Genomic DNA, 17,528 nt, shown 5'->3' with positions numbered 1-17,528 from the left:
GAACTTGAACACCCTACTACTAAGATCAAGATAAATAATTGCAAAAATCTCATAATCTCTCTCTGACACATAACGCCTCGTTAAGGGGTGAGCAACGCAATACCGAGGTCACTGCATACTAGCTTAACCACTAAAACCAACGCATAGTAAAAATGCCACGCGTTGCGAATCCCTCTTAAACGATTTGTTATGAGCACACGCCCAACGATAATTAGCTTGATAATACTAATTACTAAATTTACATATAAAAGTAACTCACTCATCGTTTCACCTCTAGTACTTTCGATAAAGTCACTTTAGGTAAACGAAGTAATAAAATAAGCTATCTATGTAGCTAAACTATTTTACGTAAAGGTACCTCTACTCTTTTATGAGTTCAAATTCCAAATTTCGTTTGGGGCGCATATCAGGACGGAACTGGGCATTGTACAACCACGTTTTCTCGATTGTCGTCTTCGAGGGGAGATCATTCCTGTCAGGGTACTGTTCCTGCAAGTATGTATATATTTTATTGGCTAGTGCAGCTACTGAAGCTTCCGGATACCTACACCAAGTTAACTCAGCCATACGCAGAACATTATCAAAGTATCGACTCTTGTTATACTTACCAGCCTCGGATTGCCTACTATTCAACTTATGATAACGGATCCCTTTTTTGTAAAAAAAGTCCCTCTCCTTGCTCGTATTATATGTACCAAGGAGCTTACCGAATTGCATAGCCATTCCGAGTAAAGCATCAACTTCCTCAAAAAACATAGATTCCATGCGACTGTTTTTCGAATAAAACTTATTCCAAAGTTCGCCCAATTGCGATGCATTTTTTAAAATAAAAGCTTTCTCATGATGGATATCTAATTCTTCAAAATTTCCATTCTCAACTTTATCTAAGTCATTCTCGTTTAACTCCCCAACAATCTGGTCTGATACATTCTGCAAACTAGCTATACCAGCGGGTATACAGTCCTCTTCAAATTGCTTCGAGGGATCATCAAGGAACGCTACTAATCTGAATTCTTCAGTAGGAACTTCCTGATCAAGAACTTTTGACGTTAATACGTAACCCTCTGAGTTGGGGTCTTTTACAAGCTGAAAAGCTTCATCAACCATTGGATCGAAATCTAAATCTTTAGACATTGTGTAATCCCCATTGTGCTCATAACGCCCTGCTAAGGGGTGAGCAACGCAATACCAAAGCCGCCGCATACCACCTTAATCACCAAATTGAACGCATAGTAAAAATGCCACGCGTTGCGAATCCCTCTTGAGCAGTTTGTTAGTTTGCAAACCCAAGGAGTTGATTTTACGTTATTTTAAATTTTGAAAACAATAAGCTTTATGTGCTTTGATGCATTTAAGTCAGGCTTAGTCTCAAAGCGGCAACTCAATGAAACCACGTGAAACAAACAACGCCGCAGAAAACGAACTAACAACACTAAAAAACGCTTTTGGAAAACCAATCTCACAGTGCGGACTTTCAACAAAGCCGCTGAAACCACGTGAACTTTCCACACCAGAGAAAACGCCATTTCAGCGAGTAAATCGGCTTTTGTACCAACAAACTCAACGAGCAGAGTTTCAGCAAAAAAGTTCGATTCAGTTAACCCCAAAGTCACTGTACCAAAGAACAAATCAACCGTTGAAACGATACCAATTTTGAATTTTCACCACACTAGTTAACACTGAAATTGAACACCGATACGACAATTTCAACTTTGAGCTTTTACCACTAGATCTTGCGATATAGCTGCGTTTTTCCTCTTGCAAACTAACGCCCTGTTAAGGTGTGAGCAACGCAATACCGATGTTTCCGCATACCACCTTAACCACAAAACCTAACGCATAGTAAAAATGCCACGCGTTGCGAATCACTCTTAAACAGTTTGTTAGTAGTTTGTAGCCACGCATCCCCAACCATCAAATTCAACCTTGTACAGTTCGGCTACACAGACCATAAAACCAGATACACAAGAGATTATATTTTGATTTACTGGCATTGTTATTTTTACATCAACATAATGAAGTCCATCTTGAACTACATGCTCCGCTACTCCAAACTGAAAGTCATTGATAAACCCAGCAACGACATCGGCCTTATCAGAATCAGGGCACTTAAAGTGAAAATCAACTTTTCTGAATAATGAAAAGTTATCTCCCTCTGCATCAAGCCTTCTTAGCACATCAACATCGCTTTCAGCTGACTCGATGATTTTATTTACAATCGACATAACTACCTCTAACTACTAACGCCCTGTTAAGGTGTGAGCAACGCTATACCGAAGCTTCTGCATACCACCTTAAACACTAAACGCAACGCATAGTAAAAATACCACGCGTTGCGAATCACTCTTAAACAGTTTGTTATGCTGATTCCCAAGCGTTTGGGAGTTACTCACACCAACCGCACTTATATTGACCATTTATCTGATTAAAAGTCTGAGCATTGCACTTAACACAATGATGCTGAACAAAGTCATTTGAGGACTGCTGTTGAGTTCTTTGCTTAGATTGGTGCTCGTTTGAATTGAGGCTCCATTGATGGTTTGGATCTGGAATGAACGTGGCACCGCTGCCGTCATAATCCGCTCCCCACCAAGTGATAAACAACCAACCACCATGAACTTTTGCCCTCCAAGCATCACGAGGTCCACCTTCGTTGTCGATACGTTCCCATTTTAGGGTTCCCACACTTTCAGATTTTGAAAAAAAGCCCACTGATACTCCTATGATTCTATGATTCTATGATTCTATGATTCTATGATTCTATGATTCTATGATTCTATGAGCAGCATAACGCCCAGTTAAGGGGTGAAGCACGCAATAACCAAGCCTCTGCATAGCACTTCAACACCAAAAACCTCCGCATATCAAAAATGCCACGCGTGCTGAATCCCTCTTGAACTGTTTGTTAGCTTAAATTAGTAGCACCACGCTACACCACCCCAAAACAGAATATTCAGAGTCCAAACCATAATGCTTTGAACTGGAAGCATATGGAAAACTAACTGGGGACATGCCTTAAGCTCACTTAGAGAGAACAGCATTTGAGGCTGAAAATCCCAACTCGTCGCTAAGCAAAGACCTCTTTTGAATCTAGGATGATTCACCAAATATTCTGCATAGGATGAATAAATTGTCCATAAGCCCAAAAAGCCAAATAACTCGATTGCAGAAATCACTTCCAAACTAAAGGGCAATAGTGAAGGTCCGCCAATGAGTAAAATCGCCGCAAATACCCATTTTTTGTTTCTCATTACACATCCTTGTTAATGATTTAAGCTAACGCCCTGCTAAGGGGTGAGCAACGCAATACCTAAGCCGCCGCAAACCACCTTAATCACTAAAATCAAAGCATAGTAAAAATGCCACGCGTTGCGAATCCCTCTTGAGCAGTTTGTTAGTCGCGAGGCACCGAGCGACAATTTTAAGCCGAACTAAACTTTGCGAACAACAAACTTTATGTGTTTTGATGCATTTAAGCCAGGCGTAGTTTCAAGGCGCCTACTCAATGAAACCACTTGGAACATAAAACGTCGTAGAAAACGGACTGACAACACCAACAAGCGCTTTTGGAAAACCAATCTCACAGTGCGGAAGTCACTGAAACCACGTGGAACTTACCACACCAGAGAAAACGTCATTTCAGCGAGTAAATCGGCTTTTGTACCGACAAACTCACCGAACGGAGTTGCAACCAAAAACAGACTCTCGATTGCCCTGCTCTGTAAGCACCAAAGAACAAAACAACCGCTAGAACAGTTACAAAACTTTGGACTTAAAACAGCTAAAACTAAGTTCTGATGATCGAAGATTAATCGGTGTACCAAGCAAACAGCTGCTAAATATTAAGCTCAGAAACATGCTTTTGATTGCTAGCTTTTTCTGGCGACTAACGCCTTGTTAAGGTGTGAGGCACGCAATACCGAAGCCTACGCATAGCACCTTAACCACTAAAACTAACGCATAGTAAAAATGCCACGCGTGCTGAATCACTCTTGAACAATTTGTTATGTAGCCGACTTTCAGGCTAGCGCTTTCTGTCCAAGTTGGATTTTGGGCGCAATACCAACTTTGCGATACAAAGCTAGAGCTGATTCATTGAAAGAGTATATTTCTAACCACAGCTCTTCCCCGCCGTTAGAAATAGCCCTTTCCTCAAATGCCTCTATTAGCGCCAGTCCAACGCCTTGGTCTCTAAAACATGAATCCACTACTATTTGTTCAATGCTTGCGATTTTTCGCTGTTTGAGTGTCCAAGACTTACGGACCCATAGCTCACCAAAAACCAAACCTACTAACTGCCCGTTGATTTCGGCTACTAGAAAAATTGAGCTTTCACTTTCGATTATCTTGTGTAGGTCTATTTTTTGTTCAATTTCTTCCGGTGATAAAAAGTCGTCAGGTAAATTTGCTTGATGATACTCATTAAGCTGAAACTGTAGTTTCTTGATAACACTGATATCTTCAATGCAAGCTTGGCGAATATTTAACATATATAAATCCTTTTAACTTACCGTCCTCTCGTGGCTACATAACGCCCTGTTAAGGTGTGAGCAACGCTATACCGAAGTCTCTGCATACTACCTTAAACACCAAAACCAACGCATAGTAAAAATGCTACGCGTTGCGAATCACTCTTAAACAGTTTGTTATGTGCGAACTTCTAGCTTGTAGATGACTGCTCAGCAACACTAACTTTAGGCTCTTTCTCTGGCGTCGACCATTTGATGATTGCTCTGAGGTTCATTGAAAAAAAGATGATATTTGCAGTTATCATTGCCACACTACCAGTAAGATAACCAACTGCTACCCAACTAGTGTTACCGCACATCATTAAAATGAAACCGATTTTGTTCTTATTTCCAATTTGCCAAATTGCAAGAAACGTAAGTACCATTGCAACCCAGTCGATTCCATAGTACTGAAAATATTCCATTTTTCCTCCAAGCACATAACGCCCTGTTAAGGGGTGAGCAACGCAATACTGAAACCGCCGCACACCACCTTAATCACTTAAACCAACGCATAGTGAAAATGCCACGCGTTGCGAATCCCTCTTGAACAGTTTGTTATGTTTGTGCTGACGTCGCTAGACAAACTTATGGTTGTATAGAGGTAAAATGTTGATCACTGGTTCTTCGTAAGGGTGAATTGTTCGAATAGCATCAAGTGCAGCTTGAACTAAAGGCTCTTGGCATCTAACGTCAATTCTGACCTCTTCACCAAAGTTAATTTCACCCTTCTTGCCAGTAACAGGTTCCGAGCCTTCAGTTGGTCTCCAGAACCCTGAAATTTTTACGATAGAAATAACACTGTCATAGTCACCCACAACACCTGCACCAACTGAGTTAAGTGCATCACGGATAGCTACAACTTCTGTTTCAGGTGCATAGATTTCTAGCTTGAATTCCATCATTTTCTCCCAAAAAACATAACGCCTTGCTAAGGTGTGAGTAACGCAATACAAAAGCTACCGCACAGCGCCTTAATCACCATAAGCCACCGCATAGTAAAAATGCCACGCGTTACGAATCACTCTTAAGCAATTTGTTAGTACATGCGCTACTTCTATTTATGCGCTCCAAGATATTGAAAACTGGCATGATATGAAAGGCTTTGAACACTGAAGTGAGACGGGCACCTACAAAACTTAAAATCGATAGAGAGACGAGAGTTGGCTAGAAGAAAAACGTACTGAACTCACCTACTTTTACTGAGTTCAAATTAGAAAAGGATTCGTTCCTCGCACTTCGACAGCAACACCAAAGAAAGACAATTTTGACTTAGTAAAAAACACGAAAAAGAAGAAGCAATAAAGAAATAGATTAAGAGTTAGAGACCGTAAACGATGAAGTCAAAGCGAACACTCCGCATATAGTGCCACCGGAAAGAACGTGAAAGGTACAAACTGAAAGGTGTAAAGGCGAGCGCCAAAACAGATAAACACCAAAACTGATGACCTTTGATGTCAAACCCGTACTAACGCCGCGTTAAGTAGTGAGCAACGCAACCACGAAACCTAACCGTACCACCATAAACACAAAACCCAACGATGGAATGAAAAATGCCATGCGTTGGGAATCTGTCTTAAACGCTTTGTTAGCTGTCTTTTAGACCAACTAAGACCCACTTAACTGTCTCGTCACCAGAAGATGACTTGGTTTCTATGATTTTTTTCAGCGTCGCAACATAGTTATTATTAATCACCGCATGCTCTATATCGCCAATTGTTTCCTGCGATACTTGACCTGAAAATCTTTCATCACTTTCTAAGCCTAATATTTCATAACGCTTCGTTCGAACGTTAAGACCTATCAATTTAGCCTTTACCTCAACAGCTTCAGACATTTGAACATCGATACTGTCAACAATTGAGTGCGCTTTTTCAACTTGCGCTTTCGTTAATTCAAACTGACCGCCATATAGAGAATTTGGAGAGCCCCAATCAAACTTGATACCAGAACCTAGGTTATTAACTTCCTTAAGCAAACGCCTATACTTAGAAGCAACTCTACCTTTTAACACATGTAACTTATTGCTAAGATCATCTTCATTATCTTGAGCTGATAATAAGCCGAGAAACTCATGTATTGCTTTGCTAGCTAGCGACTCTCCAAATAGATCACTCACGTTAGCTGACTTGAATTGTACGCCAAAAGAACCCTCGAATATTTGACAGGTATTCATTCTAGTTTGTTGTAATATATCAGCAGGAATAGCCCCTTTAATCGATGGTTCCTCGTCTTCGCAAGTCTGCCCCAATGCGTCAATCAGCTCTTGAACTGATACTAAAATATTCCCAAAGTTACGAGTGCTCAATTCTGGTAATTTAGTATCCCAAGGGTAAAGATGGATATTAAAAGTTTCTCTTACTGAAGACAGCGCAGCTGCCTTAGGATCTACTTCCCCTAGACCGTAATATTTACTTCGACCCTCAACTTTTATTTTAGTGCCTTTTACAGGCAGGTCATCGGACGATAGTTGTTCTGGCAAAACGTATTCAAACTTAGTATCGCCACTTGTGTTCGTATAAACCTTAAATAAGTAGTCATTTTCTGGTTTGGAAAATACAGTATGAAGGCATAAATTTTGGTTAATAAGTTCTTTTATGCGATCCGGAGATATAGCGACATATAACCACTCAAAATCTTCGTAGTCATCAAATATTGATAGCCCAAGATACAATGCACCAGTCTTTGATTTAGCACTAAATAATCGAGGCACATCATAAAATTCGAACAGTTCGAAAAGCTCTAGTTCCCCCATAGGGGTTCTTTTTGGTAACTCAAACATTTTCCAACTCACTTTCATTAGCTGTTTCAAACATTTCTTCTGGATTCTCAAGTGAAGCAGGTATCCACCAAGTGCAGTGCCTTTCCGATGATGAGGAAGGAGTATTTGCAAGCATGCCACATTCCATTGAGATTACAGCTTTCGAAACTTTCTTCTTCCTCAACGCAGGTATTGCATCTCTCATTTCTTTAACGCCTAGAGCACATTTCACGACCGATAATCCCCTAGCTTGGCAAGCTTGCTTACCCCAATCTTTGTCAGGATCTAACTCATAGTATGATCTAAAGTCTCTAGGAACTGGATTATTACGGTTTATGAATCGAAATAGTACACCTTGATGATGAAATGCCTTTTTAGGAGGGCATTGCTCGGGATAGTGCTCTGGCCAACTGCTCATATTTACCTAGCTATTTGTTTTTATAAGTAATAGGTTGCGCATTGTACAATACCAACTGACGCCTGTTAAGTCGCAAATGTTCAATGACAGCTAACGCCCTGTTAAGGGGTGAGCAACGCAATACAAAAGCCGCCGCATACCACCTTAATCACTTAAATCAACGCATAGTGAAAATGCCATGTGTTGCGAATCCCTCTTGAACAGTTTGTTAGGGCTTGGAGCCTATGCATTCCGGAACATCACCTATATGGCTAACCAACAATTCTCTTTTGGGCTCATGAAATTTGCTGTTCATTTTATGCCCGTAAGTGGAGATTAAAAAATTTTCCAGTTCATCAATATTGAGAAGTGCTTCTTCATCAAGTTGACCAATATACAGCTTAGCTCCATGTTGAAGGCAACCTTCTATCCAGTGTCTATACCCTGAGTTATAACGACCACTGGCATGTAAATCACCGCTTTTTCTTTTATGACCACCAAAGAAGCTATTGTGTGCTTTACCCCAATAAAATGGCTCACCCGCCCATTCATGTAGGTAGATCACTCTAGAATAATCTTTAGCCTCATTGTAACTATTACAGCGAATCCATTTAATTCTCATGCTATTCCTTTGTGCAAGAGCCCTAACGCCCTGTTAAGGGGTGAGCAACGCAATACCAAGTCCGCCGCATAACACCTTAAACACTAAAACCAACGCATAGTGAAAAAGCCACGCGTTGCGAATCCCTCTTGAACAGTTTGTTAGTAGGTGACTTTCGTATAATCATCCAAACTAAAATATTCAAACTTTAGAACCACCCCACTATCAAAAGTAAGGGATAAAATAATGATATCACTATCCAAAAACTGTTCAATACGCGTCAAGGTATGGCTACAAATACCTTTAATTTCGCTGAAATTAACTAATGAGCTGTAAGACGAAAAATCACTATTTATTGACTCTATTGGCTCAACGCAGACGCGCCAAAAGATAGTGATACCATCGAAGTACAACTGAAACCACTGGGAGTCAAAACGAAAATACGCGACATTCGCTTGATCATGGATAGTTTGCGAACACTGGATTTGCTCAAGAAAAAACTGCTCACAAACTTTACCCACTTGGGGAACATTACCATTTATATAGAGCTCCACCTGAGCCTCCTGTCACCTACTAACGCCCTGTTAAGGGGTGAGCAACGCAATACCGAAGCTGCTGCAAACCGCCTTAAACACTAAAACCAACGCATAGTAAAAATGCCACGCGTTGCGAATCCCTCTTGAACAGTTTGTTATGTGCGTGGTTGAAACCTACTCTACACTTGGCTCCGGTAAAACTGGTGGTGTACTGTCCATGTAAGTTAAAAAGTTTTCCCATAACTCGTGCGTTCTTTGTTTAGTTAGCTTAGTTTTGCACGATATCGCCATAACTCCACGAATAGTTCCATCACGCCATTGCGTATAAACCGAATCACAGTGAGAGGACATATATGCTTGCCAATCCTGTTGCGCAAGCTTAATTGCTGCGATCAGTTCTGGGTCATGAGAGTTATGCTCAAAGCTAGTACTTAGATATTTGTCTAATTTAACTTGTGCTGACTCTAGTTCAATAGCGGCACATTGATTTATCTCGATTGTGGTCATCGCGTTATTACAGTCAATGGACTCTTCTTCAGCAAGAGCACCAAATGAAAGACTAGCTAATATGATGATTAGACACTTATTCATCGTTTTCTCCGTAAGCACATAACGCCCAATTAAGTAGTGAGCAACGCACTACAAAAGCCACCGCATTGCGCCTTAAACATAAAACTCACTGCAAACCAAAACTGCCACGCGTTGCGAATCTGCTTGAATTGTTTGTTATGCGATTTTTCGACAACGCCAAATTGGCCAACGAAAACATTACCTTAAACACGAAAAACTACAAACGTGCAGATAACTTTTTGTGATTCAAGAACCAACGGACTCAACATTTCTTGAAAGGCTTTCCACGAGCGCGGAATACGGTTTTAAAGCGAAGATTTGGCTTTTGCTTGCGAGAAACTTAACGAGCCAAGGTTTCAGCGAATACGGACTTTCCATAAACTTGCCCTTTCCACACTTTGCGCCCGAAAAATTTTCCACGATCAAATACTATTTTCAATGAGGCAACTTCACGAATCTTGGCATGCATTACGGTTTCAGTGATTCAAGAATTTGAGTCGAAAATGCTGATTTGCCGACACCAAAAAACGAATAGCCAAAGACAACGAAAGTGAAAAAACCTAAAAATTTTGCCTTGTCGCATAACGCCCTGCTAAGGGGTGAGCAACGCAATACCTAAGCCGCCGCAAACCACCTTAATCACTAAATTCAACGCACAGTAAAAATGCCACGCGTTGCGAATCCCTCTTGAGCAGTTTGTTAGCTGTGTTTTACAACACGAGCTTTGCTCCCAACATACCAAGAGCTGCGATAGCTACCATCGTAAACCAAAGGTAAATCATAAAAGATATGTATAACGAGAATAAACCTCTCACAGCTTTATCTAAGTTTGCACCTTCATCGTGCTGTAAGAAGTACGCTAGTTCTGCTGTAGGTATTGATCCAGCAAAGCTCTTAAATTTGAACTTTACCATCATCAAGCCCATTGAGACTGGAAGACTAGATACTAATAAAATGATTCCCACCGAAATCCAGACATTCTCAGGGGATTCATTACCTAAAACTACTGCTGCCCCGATCAACACTAAAAGCATTCCCAGAAAGCCCTTAAAAGATGACAACAATGAGTCTCTTGTTTTTATATACAGCCAGAATAGCGGCTTATCGAATTTTCTCATTTTTTCCTCAAACAGCTAACGCCGCATTAAGGTGTGAGCAACGCTACCACAACACCTGACCATACCACCGTAAACACAAAACCCAACCTTTACACCAAAAGTGCCAAGCGTTGAGAATCACTCTTAAATGCTTTGTTATATGAATTTTTACGAAGTGCAGCTCTTACAAACATAATAACTACCGATAACTCGATTCGTTAAACTGCCACAGTTAGAGCATGGTTCTTCCGCATCAGTTTCATGGATAAAGCTAGGCGCTACTTCAGAGTCTGAATTTTCAACATCTGAGACATTCGGTTTGTTAAGTTCTCGGTTATGAGCTTCGACGAACGTTCTAAATTCATGGTGATCTATATCGTAAAAGACTTCAAAATCAGATCTATCTTTAACTGAAATTTCAGGAGATATACCAGACTCTCGCATCCTAGTAGACCACCAATTTACATTTTCTCGATGAGGGTTATTAAGTAGCTGATAAATGTAAATGACCTTAACATATCTAGCTAAATTTTCTTCGCTATGCCCAGAGTTTGCGACCATTTGACAGAACATTCTCTGCCTGCTTAGGCCAGGAATACTTGCTGAGGCATCCTGACGCATTTTTGCAATACAGCCTGTAATTATTGTTGGCTTTATATTTATTCTGTGCCCAATGAGCTTAGACGTTTTCCTAATATCGTTTGATAGAACTTTGTATGCGACAACTATCAAGACGACAATCACAATAAACCAGAACATAATCGACTCCAAACTATAAGGCATAGCATTCTATCACAGATAACTAAGGTTTAGGTTTTCATATAACGCCGCATTAAGGTGTGAGCAACGTCGCTACCTAACCTAAACCTTTACACCGTAAACACAAAACCCAACCTTGAACTGAAAATGCCAAGCGTTGGGAATCACTCTTAAATGCTTTGTTATGCATTTAGTCGTTCTTCGGGTGAAAAACTATCGTTCACAAACTTTAAGAATTCACAGCTTATAATTTTCGCTTGTTCCCAACCTAAATCACTAGAATCAACGACATAAAAGCCAGATATAACACCACCTGCAATTCTGGCCACGCAAATATTTCCATTACCATCTAAGCAAATTGGCATTGCGCCAGACATATCGTGCTTTACCTCATAAATATCTTCGCCGTATATCTCCGACAAAGAAAAGAACTGTAACTCTTTGAACCCAAAACAGACTATAGGGCCATCGCTAACACTCCACCAATTCAACATACTTTCAGGAAGAGTTATTTGAAATATAGTTTCTAACTTGTGTATTTCTTCCTGATTTGCGCCTACAGGTCTATCTATAAATTCCATGAAGCCCTCTGATGCATAACGCCCTGTTAAGGGGTGAGCAACGCAATACAAAAGCCGCCGCATACCACCTTAAACACTAAAACCAACGCATAGTGAAAATGCCACGCGTTGCGAATCCCTCTTGAACAGTTTGTTAGCTGAATTGCCAAAGCGATCCTATTTATTGTTTCCACCTTGCTTACCAAAAGCAGGCTTCAAGTCATATGACATCGCATCCTCAATGAGTTGAAGGACTTTAATTGGAGCGTCATATTCAAGAATACGAACCTCATACTTACCATCAAACCATTGATACATGTGCAAGGAGTAAGTTTTGTTGGGGCAATTAACCAAGTGTTGCCTTAACCGTTTTCGTAAGCCAGTAGTTGAAGATCCAACATATAGAACATGTGATGGGCTATTTACTTTGCTACATGCTTTAAGCTTTTTCCGTTTAAAGTCTACGAATGATTCAAACGTGCTTTCTGCACATCCACCAACTTCTTTGATGATATGGATCCCTTTATCAATATCCGGAACCTCATCAAAGCTAGCAACCGTAAAGTCAGATTTTGGCTTCACTGTTTTAGCGGTTTCGCAATCTCTAATCAGTCTATCCAAGTATTCCATTGCTATTGTTTTCATCCTATTCAGCTAACGCCGCGTTAAGTGGTGAACAACGCCAACCACCAAACCTAAACCATTGTACCTTAAACACTTAAGCTAACTGGAACTGAAATCGCCAAGCGTTGTGAATCCGTCTTAAACGCCTTGTTAGGCGAAGTTTCCCACCAGTGTTTAAGTTATTTTGAAAGCAGATTACCCGAAACAAAATAAGCAACCAAACACCCACTGACTTTTTGTGATTCAAGAACCACAAATGTCACTATGTTTCAGCCGAAATTTCGACAACCACGAAATACAGACTTTCAGTGTTCAAGTTGCTTTTGAGGAGCAGAAACGTAAAGCTGCAAACGTAAAGCGAGAACGAAAACCTCGATTAACTTGCCCTCTCCACACTTTGAGCCAGTGAAATTCACAACCAACCGACTGTGAAAACCAATGAGGCAACCCACGAACTTTGGCATGTTTTACGGCAGAAGATATTAAAGAATTTGAGCCGACAATGTTGAGTTGCCGACTTAGAAAAACGAATGCTCAAAGAAAACTAAGAAGATGAGAACAAAGAACTTTTCTGCCCTTTGCCTAACGCCGCATTAAGGTGTGAGCGACGCTTGGCTACACTTGAGCGAAGCGAAAACGCCAAGCGTTGCGAATCACTCTTAAATGCTTTGTTATGTTTATGCTTCGTACAGACACCAAAGGTAGTTCCACCAATATAGAATCAAATCTACTTTATCAACTAGCGTAAGCAAAGTGGCTATAGCAAGTACCAATGTCAACCACGCAACAGTTCTTTGGGTAACTGTTTGAGATTTTTGTAGCTTCAATAGTTGTACATCTTTCTTGTAGGCTTCTTTCGTTTCTGTATAAAAGTTTATACCTAAACCAGTGACCTTAATTCTCTCATTCGGGCGGTCTTTATTTATCGATGCAAGCTCACCAGACTCAATCGCTGAGTCTATAACAAGCTTCACCGAGTTGGAAATAACCGTTCTTGGAATTACACCTTTATACTCTTTCTTAGGATAAAGCAGGTCAATTAAGTCTGATTGATTAAACACACCACTTTTTACAAAATCTTTGCTCTCAAAAATAGCCTGAAATATTTCATATTTTGACTTAACTACATCGAGTGGTCTTAAACGGTGGAAAATCCTATTCTTTAGCCAGCTTATCTTTTCCCACGCTATTGCTAAGTAGAAAAGGGCTACTTTCCTATATAGATAGTATTTTAATAATGTAAATGTTGAGTATGTATTGGCAGAGTCTGACCACCTATTTTGCTCGACATGAATATAAACCTTCATATGAGCTAAATGATCATACGACAAATAGCACTTCCGCTCGTTCATGGATCCGGAATCGATACCCGATAAAACTCTAAGTCTTTTGCTAAATACCTTTCTAGGTTTAAATCTGAGCTTAACTCTAGAGTACATTACTAGATCTTTACTAACTCTCTTTCCTTCCTTGATATGTGTGTTTTCCGCTATAAATAGTTCAATGTCATAGCGAGGTAAGAAAACAAATTGACTGTGCTCTTTGCTAAGGTGCCTAACAAAGTACGATATCAGATAGAACCGCACCAGCGCTCTTAAATTATAGTAAATTTGAAAGACCAACTAATTCATATCCTCTTATAAACATAACGCCCTGTTAAGGGGTGAGCAACGCAATACCGATGCTGCCGCATACCACCTTAATCACTTAAGCCAACGCATAGTGAAAATGCCACGCGTTGCGAATCCCTCTTGAACAGTTTGTTAACTGAGCGCCTTTCAGTTTTCGCCGTTCTTTCAGCCACTTTCGCCAAAGCTCATTTTGCTAATTAATGATTAGCAAAGCTAACCCAAATATGTATTTAACCAAAAAATTACCGTTTATCTTTAGTTTGAAATGCGTCTCACAACACCATACTTCGGCGATGTAAGTATGCCGGACTAATCGCGAATGCCTTATATTATTAGAAGGCTTTGTGCCGCCTTTCACATCAGTAAACTTAAGTATCAAACTGAAATTAGTCACATTAGCTTAGCTAAGGAAACCGACCGAACACGCTAAATCTCTGAACCTAGAAACTGTATCATTGCGCTTTCATATTTTCTGCGCCAGTTAACGCCCAATTAAGTAGTGAGCAACGCAATACAAAAGCTACCGCATTACGCCTTAAACACAAAACTCACCGCAAACCAAAACTGCCACGCGTTGCGAATCTGCTTAAATTGTTTGTTATGCGATTTTTCGGCAGTGCTAAATTGGCTAGCGAAAACATTACCTTAAACACGAAAAACTACAAACGCACAGGTAACTTTTTGTGATTCAAGAACCAACGGATTCAACATTTCGTAAAAAGGTCGCCACAAGTACGGAACGCTGCCTTAAAGCGAAGATTTGGTTTTTGCTTGCCAGAAACTTAGCGAGCCAAGATTTCAGCAAATACCGGCTTTCCGTAAAACTGCCCTTTCCACACTTTGCGCCCGACAAACTTTCCACGCCCAAATGCGATTTTAAATGAGGCAATTTCACAAACTTTGGCATGTTTTACGGTTTGAGTGATTCAAGAATTTGGACCAAAAATGTGGATTTGCCGAAACCAAAAAGTCAATTGCCAAAGAGATTAAATTTAAAGAAACCTAAAAATTTTGCCTTGTCGCATAACGCCGTGTTAAGGGGTGAGACAACGCTACCGCCAAAGCGGATATGACCGCCTTAATCACTTAAACCGATTTGAAGTGAAAGTGCCACGCGTTGACGAATCCCTCTTAAACACTTTGTTATGTTTTACCACAACTGACTCGCATACTTGGCAAAGAACTGAATTGCATAAGAAATTGTTTAACTTGCGTCACACGACGTTGTGGAATTAACCGACAAAAGCGATAAACACAAAGCGTGTAATTCTCGGGAATTTGATTGAGGCAACTTTGATGGTTTTCAGCGAGCGATTGCATCCCTTTCAAAACAGCGAAAGACAAAACCAAAATTGCCGAAAGCCCCGCTGCAGATTCGCTAATTGGGGAAGAGAACCAAAGCGACTTTAAGCCAGCCCAATTTTCAACACGCAGACGCGATTTCAAATTGAAGCAACTCACGAACTTTGAAGCGTGATTATTTTGAGGGATTCATGAACTTGGGTAGCCAATATTGAATTGCTGAAGCAACTCGAACGAATGGCCAAAGAGGTCAAAGAAATAAGTGCCAAGAAACCTTTTATTTCTTCTAAATCAAAGTGAAACATAACGCCTTGCTAAGGTGTGAGCAACTCAATACCTTAGCCTCCGCATAATACCTTAAACACATAAACCGACGCATAGTAAAAATGCCACGCGTTGCGAATCACTCTTAAGCAACTTGTTATACCGCTTGGTTGAGGCTAAAATGACCAACATAAAGACCACTTAAGAGACCGATTATATGACCACTAGAATTTTAGCCGATGTTGCTGCAAGCATTACTGAGTTGAAAGCTAATCCTATGAAAGTTGCAACTAGTGCTTACGGCGAACCTGTTGCTGTATTAAACCGAAATGAGCCCGCATTTTATTGCGTACCTGCCGAAGCGTACGAAATGATGATGGACAGACTCGAAGATCTTGAACTACTAGCTATCGCTAAAGAGCGTGAATCTGAAGAGAGCATTTCGGTAAATATTGATGACCTATAAACTCGACTTTAAAAAGAGTGCACTTAAAGAGTGGAAAAAGCTTGGCTCTACTCTGCAACAACAATTTAAGAAAAAGCTAATCGAGCGCTTAGATAACCCACATATTCCGGCTTCAAAGCTTTCTGGAGCTGACAACATGTATAAAATTAAGTTGCGTCAATCGGGCTACCGTCTCGTCTACAAAGTTGAAGACGATGTCATCATTGTAACCGTCTTAGCAGTCGGAAAACGCGAACGTAGCGATGTTTACCGTAAAGCCATGAAAAGGTTAGATGATTGATTGCGGTATAACGCCTTGTTAAGGTGTGAGGCACGCAATACCTAAGCCTCCGCATACCACCTTAACCACTAAAACTGACGCATAGCAAAAATGCCAAGCGTGCCGAATCACTCTTGAACAATTTGTTAGGCGAGAAATTATCAAGAATTATGTGGAAGGGAGAACTAGTTCTCCCTTGAGATACTAATAATCAAGAAGCATGTCATCTCCAATGCCTGCGTCAGGTTCTGAAGACGGATTAGTAGGTAGTTTAGGTTGATTAGCTGCAATATTATTATGAGCGTTATTAATTACTTCCATATCTCCGTTTGGAAGACATGGATGAGTTTGATTCAAATCTCCAAACTTAGTGAGACTAAGCACGTCCATCTCACTCAGAGTGCACTCCCTTTTTTGACGTTTACATGCGACTTGGATTGTTTCGAGTATATACGCAGGCGAGTGCCCCCTTTCATGTAATGTCATCACGTTGCTCATACTTTTTAAAGTATTGAGTTCCTTTTGGGAAACTGTCATTGCTCTCTCCTCTTGTGGTGTACTCAAAGCTCAAAACTTTGAGCCTCAATTTAGAATAGGAGACTGACGCCATTAGCACAAAATATTGATGCTTTGCACTAAACTTTATCGCCTAACGCCCTGTTAAGGGGTGAGCAACGCAATATCGAAGCCGCCGCATACCACCTTAATCACTTAAACCTACGCATAGTGAAAATGCCACGCGTTGCGAATCCCTCTTGAACAGTTTGTTAACTGAGCGCCTTTCAGTTTTCGCCGATCTTACAGCCACTTTAGCCAAGGTTGGTTTTCCTAATTAATGATTAGTAAAGCTAACTCAAATATGTATTTAACTAAAAGATTACCGTTTACCTTTAGTTTGAAATGCGTCTAACAGCACCATACTTCGGCGATGTAACTGCGCCGAACTAATCGTGAATGCCTTATATTATTAGAAGGCTTTGTGCCGCCTTTCTCATGAGTAAACTTAAGTACCAAATTGAAATTAGTCGCATTAGCTAAATTAAGGGAACCGACCAACACGCTAAACCTCTGAAGCTAGTAACGGTATCAATGTGCTTTCATATTTTCTGCGCCAGTTAACGCCTTGTTAAGGTGTGAGGCACGCAATACCGTAGCCTCCGCATACCACCTTAAACCCTAAACCTAACGCATGG

At 40.5% G+C, this 17,528-nt stretch carries 20 protein-coding genes and 1 pseudogene; 3 read left to right on the top strand and 18 right to left on the bottom strand.

Going from position 1 to position 17,528, the window contains the following annotated elements:
- Positions 1-360 precede the first annotated feature (360 nt).
- The 4 genes from R7Q11_RS23745 to R7Q11_RS23725 form a co-directional block, all read right to left on the bottom strand.
- Positions 361-1,134 carry a hypothetical protein gene (locus tag R7Q11_RS23745; protein WP_140374451.1) on the bottom strand — a complete coding sequence of 258 codons (774 nt, stop codon included), beginning with the start codon at positions 1,132-1,134 and terminating at the stop codon, positions 361-363.
- A gap of 749 nt (positions 1,135-1,883) precedes the next feature.
- Positions 1,884-2,225: a ribonuclease E inhibitor RraB gene (locus R7Q11_RS23740; protein ID WP_031818044.1), complete on the bottom strand. Its 342-nt coding sequence runs from the start codon at positions 2,223-2,225 to the stop codon at positions 1,884-1,886.
- 160 nt (positions 2,226-2,385) lie between these two features.
- Positions 2,386-2,712, bottom strand: a complete 327-nt coding sequence (locus tag R7Q11_RS23735; protein ID WP_225466768.1) for a hypothetical protein — start codon at positions 2,710-2,712, stop codon at positions 2,386-2,388.
- A 203-nt stretch (positions 2,713-2,915) separates the two neighbouring features.
- Complete coding sequence (locus tag R7Q11_RS23725) at positions 2,916-3,251, bottom strand: hypothetical protein (RefSeq protein WP_047104544.1); 336 nt, start codon at positions 3,249-3,251, stop codon at positions 2,916-2,918.
- A gap of 293 nt (positions 3,252-3,544) precedes the next feature.
- On the opposite strand from R7Q11_RS23725, the pseudogene R7Q11_RS23720 reads away from it, so the two are divergent.
- Positions 3,545-3,798: pseudogene (locus R7Q11_RS23720) on the top strand (hypothetical protein).
- 221 nt (positions 3,799-4,019) lie between these two features.
- On the opposite strand, the gene R7Q11_RS23715 reads toward R7Q11_RS23720, so the two are convergent.
- The 13 genes from R7Q11_RS23715 to R7Q11_RS23635 all read right to left on the bottom strand — a co-directional run bounded on the left by R7Q11_RS23715 (position 4,020) and on the right by R7Q11_RS23635 (position 13,744).
- The gene (locus tag R7Q11_RS23715; protein ID WP_137282123.1) at positions 4,020-4,490 is read right to left on the bottom strand and encodes a GNAT family N-acetyltransferase; all 471 of its coding nucleotides are present in this window, start codon (positions 4,488-4,490) and stop codon (positions 4,020-4,022) included.
- Positions 4,491-4,660: 170 nt separating this feature from the next.
- The gene (locus R7Q11_RS23705; protein WP_137282128.1) at positions 4,661-4,933 is read right to left on the bottom strand and encodes a nicotinamide mononucleotide transporter; all 273 of its coding nucleotides are present in this window, start codon (positions 4,931-4,933) and stop codon (positions 4,661-4,663) included.
- A gap of 153 nt (positions 4,934-5,086) precedes the next feature.
- Positions 5,087-5,410, bottom strand: a complete 324-nt coding sequence (locus R7Q11_RS23700) for a hypothetical protein (protein ID WP_039453234.1) — start codon at positions 5,408-5,410, stop codon at positions 5,087-5,089.
- 686 nt (positions 5,411-6,096) lie between these two features.
- The gene (locus R7Q11_RS23695) at positions 6,097-7,320 is read right to left on the bottom strand and encodes a DUF6575 domain-containing protein (RefSeq protein WP_175413453.1); all 1,224 of its coding nucleotides are present in this window, start codon (positions 7,318-7,320) and stop codon (positions 6,097-6,099) included.
- Positions 7,283-7,687, bottom strand: coding sequence for a hypothetical protein (locus R7Q11_RS23690; protein ID WP_137282120.1), 405 nt, complete (start codon positions 7,685-7,687; stop codon positions 7,283-7,285). Before R7Q11_RS23690 ends, R7Q11_RS23695 begins: the two co-directional genes overlap by 38 nt.
- 208 nt (positions 7,688-7,895) lie before the next feature.
- Positions 7,896-8,288, bottom strand: a complete 393-nt coding sequence (locus R7Q11_RS23685; protein ID WP_225466767.1) for a hypothetical protein — start codon at positions 8,286-8,288, stop codon at positions 7,896-7,898.
- Between the two features lie 140 nt (positions 8,289-8,428).
- A complete protein-coding gene (locus R7Q11_RS23675; protein ID WP_225466766.1) occupies positions 8,429-8,821 on the bottom strand; it encodes a hypothetical protein in 393 nt (130 codons plus the stop codon).
- A 156-nt stretch (positions 8,822-8,977) separates the two neighbouring features.
- Positions 8,978-9,394: a lysozyme inhibitor LprI family protein gene (locus R7Q11_RS23665; RefSeq protein ID WP_225466765.1), complete on the bottom strand. Its 417-nt coding sequence runs from the start codon at positions 9,392-9,394 to the stop codon at positions 8,978-8,980.
- 689 nt (positions 9,395-10,083) lie between these two features.
- A complete protein-coding gene (locus tag R7Q11_RS23660) occupies positions 10,084-10,491 on the bottom strand; it encodes a hypothetical protein (protein WP_005377015.1) in 408 nt (135 codons plus the stop codon).
- Positions 10,492-10,638: 147 nt separating this feature from the next.
- Complete coding sequence (locus R7Q11_RS23655; protein WP_170890298.1) at positions 10,639-11,229, bottom strand: DUF1198 family protein; 591 nt, start codon at positions 11,227-11,229, stop codon at positions 10,639-10,641.
- Positions 11,230-11,411: 182 nt separating this feature from the next.
- Positions 11,412-11,810, bottom strand: coding sequence for an SMI1/KNR4 family protein (locus R7Q11_RS23650; protein ID WP_225466764.1), 399 nt, complete (start codon positions 11,808-11,810; stop codon positions 11,412-11,414).
- A gap of 156 nt (positions 11,811-11,966) precedes the next feature.
- Positions 11,967-12,434 (bottom strand): GIY-YIG nuclease family protein, encoded by a 468-nt coding sequence (locus R7Q11_RS23640; protein WP_225466763.1) that lies wholly within the window; start codon positions 12,432-12,434, stop codon positions 11,967-11,969.
- Positions 12,435-13,090: 656 nt separating this feature from the next.
- Positions 13,091-13,744, bottom strand: a complete 654-nt coding sequence (locus tag R7Q11_RS23635) for a hypothetical protein (protein ID WP_225466762.1) — start codon at positions 13,742-13,744, stop codon at positions 13,091-13,093.
- A 2,083-nt stretch (positions 13,745-15,827) separates the two neighbouring features.
- On the opposite strand from R7Q11_RS23635, the gene R7Q11_RS23630 reads away from it, so the two are divergent.
- Positions 15,828-16,076: a type II toxin-antitoxin system Phd/YefM family antitoxin gene (locus tag R7Q11_RS23630; protein ID WP_005377003.1), complete on the top strand. Its 249-nt coding sequence runs from the start codon at positions 15,828-15,830 to the stop codon at positions 16,074-16,076.
- Positions 16,066-16,356, top strand: coding sequence for a type II toxin-antitoxin system RelE family toxin (locus R7Q11_RS23625; RefSeq protein ID WP_053302227.1), 291 nt, complete (start codon positions 16,066-16,068; stop codon positions 16,354-16,356). Before R7Q11_RS23630 ends, R7Q11_RS23625 begins: the two co-directional genes overlap by 11 nt.
- A 183-nt stretch (positions 16,357-16,539) precedes the next feature.
- On the opposite strand, the gene R7Q11_RS23620 is transcribed toward R7Q11_RS23625, so the two are convergent.
- Complete coding sequence (locus R7Q11_RS23620) at positions 16,540-16,872, bottom strand: hypothetical protein (protein WP_205461639.1); 333 nt, start codon at positions 16,870-16,872, stop codon at positions 16,540-16,542.
- Positions 16,873-17,528 lie beyond the last annotated feature (656 nt).

This window comes from Vibrio sp. 970 (genome assembly GCF_033339075.1).
The sequence above is the reverse complement of the archived record's forward strand: the minus strand, read 5'-3'. Positions and strand labels throughout refer to the sequence as shown.

Bases quoted from the DNA above. Each gene is read 5' to 3' on its own strand.
- R7Q11_RS23625 (WP_053302227.1), top strand. From the start codon at position 16,066: ATGACCTATAAACTCGACTTTAAAAAGAGTGCACTTAAAGAGTGGAAA.
- R7Q11_RS23700 (WP_039453234.1), bottom strand. From the start codon at position 5,410: ATGGAATTCAAGCTAGAAATCTATGCACCTGAAACAGAAGTTGTAGCT.
- R7Q11_RS23650 (WP_225466764.1), bottom strand. From the start codon at position 11,810: ATGGAATTTATAGATAGACCTGTAGGCGCAAATCAGGAAGAAATACAC.
- R7Q11_RS23725 (WP_047104544.1), bottom strand. From the start codon at position 3,251: ATGAGAAACAAAAAATGGGTATTTGCGGCGATTTTACTCATTGGCGGA.
- R7Q11_RS23740 (WP_031818044.1), bottom strand. From the start codon at position 2,225: ATGTCGATTGTAAATAAAATCATCGAGTCAGCTGAAAGCGATGTTGAT.
- R7Q11_RS23640 (WP_225466763.1), bottom strand. From the start codon at position 12,434: ATGAAAACAATAGCAATGGAATACTTGGATAGACTGATTAGAGATTGC.
- R7Q11_RS23745 (WP_140374451.1), bottom strand. From the start codon at position 1,134: ATGTCTAAAGATTTAGATTTCGATCCAATGGTTGATGAAGCTTTTCAG.
- R7Q11_RS23665 (WP_225466765.1), bottom strand. From the start codon at position 9,394: ATGAATAAGTGTCTAATCATCATATTAGCTAGTCTTTCATTTGGTGCT.
- R7Q11_RS23630 (WP_005377003.1), top strand. From the start codon at position 15,828: ATGACCACTAGAATTTTAGCCGATGTTGCTGCAAGCATTACTGAGTTG.
- R7Q11_RS23685 (WP_225466767.1), bottom strand. From the start codon at position 8,288: ATGAGAATTAAATGGATTCGCTGTAATAGTTACAATGAGGCTAAAGAT.
- R7Q11_RS23690 (WP_137282120.1), bottom strand. From the start codon at position 7,687: ATGAGCAGTTGGCCAGAGCACTATCCCGAGCAATGCCCTCCTAAAAAG.
- R7Q11_RS23715 (WP_137282123.1), bottom strand. From the start codon at position 4,490: ATGTTAAATATTCGCCAAGCTTGCATTGAAGATATCAGTGTTATCAAG.
- R7Q11_RS23620 (WP_205461639.1), bottom strand. From the start codon at position 16,872: ATGACAGTTTCCCAAAAGGAACTCAATACTTTAAAAAGTATGAGCAAC.
- R7Q11_RS23655 (WP_170890298.1), bottom strand. From the start codon at position 11,229: ATGTTCTGGTTTATTGTGATTGTCGTCTTGATAGTTGTCGCATACAAA.
- R7Q11_RS23705 (WP_137282128.1), bottom strand. From the start codon at position 4,933: ATGGAATATTTTCAGTACTATGGAATCGACTGGGTTGCAATGGTACTT.
- R7Q11_RS23660 (WP_005377015.1), bottom strand. From the start codon at position 10,491: ATGAGAAAATTCGATAAGCCGCTATTCTGGCTGTATATAAAAACAAGA.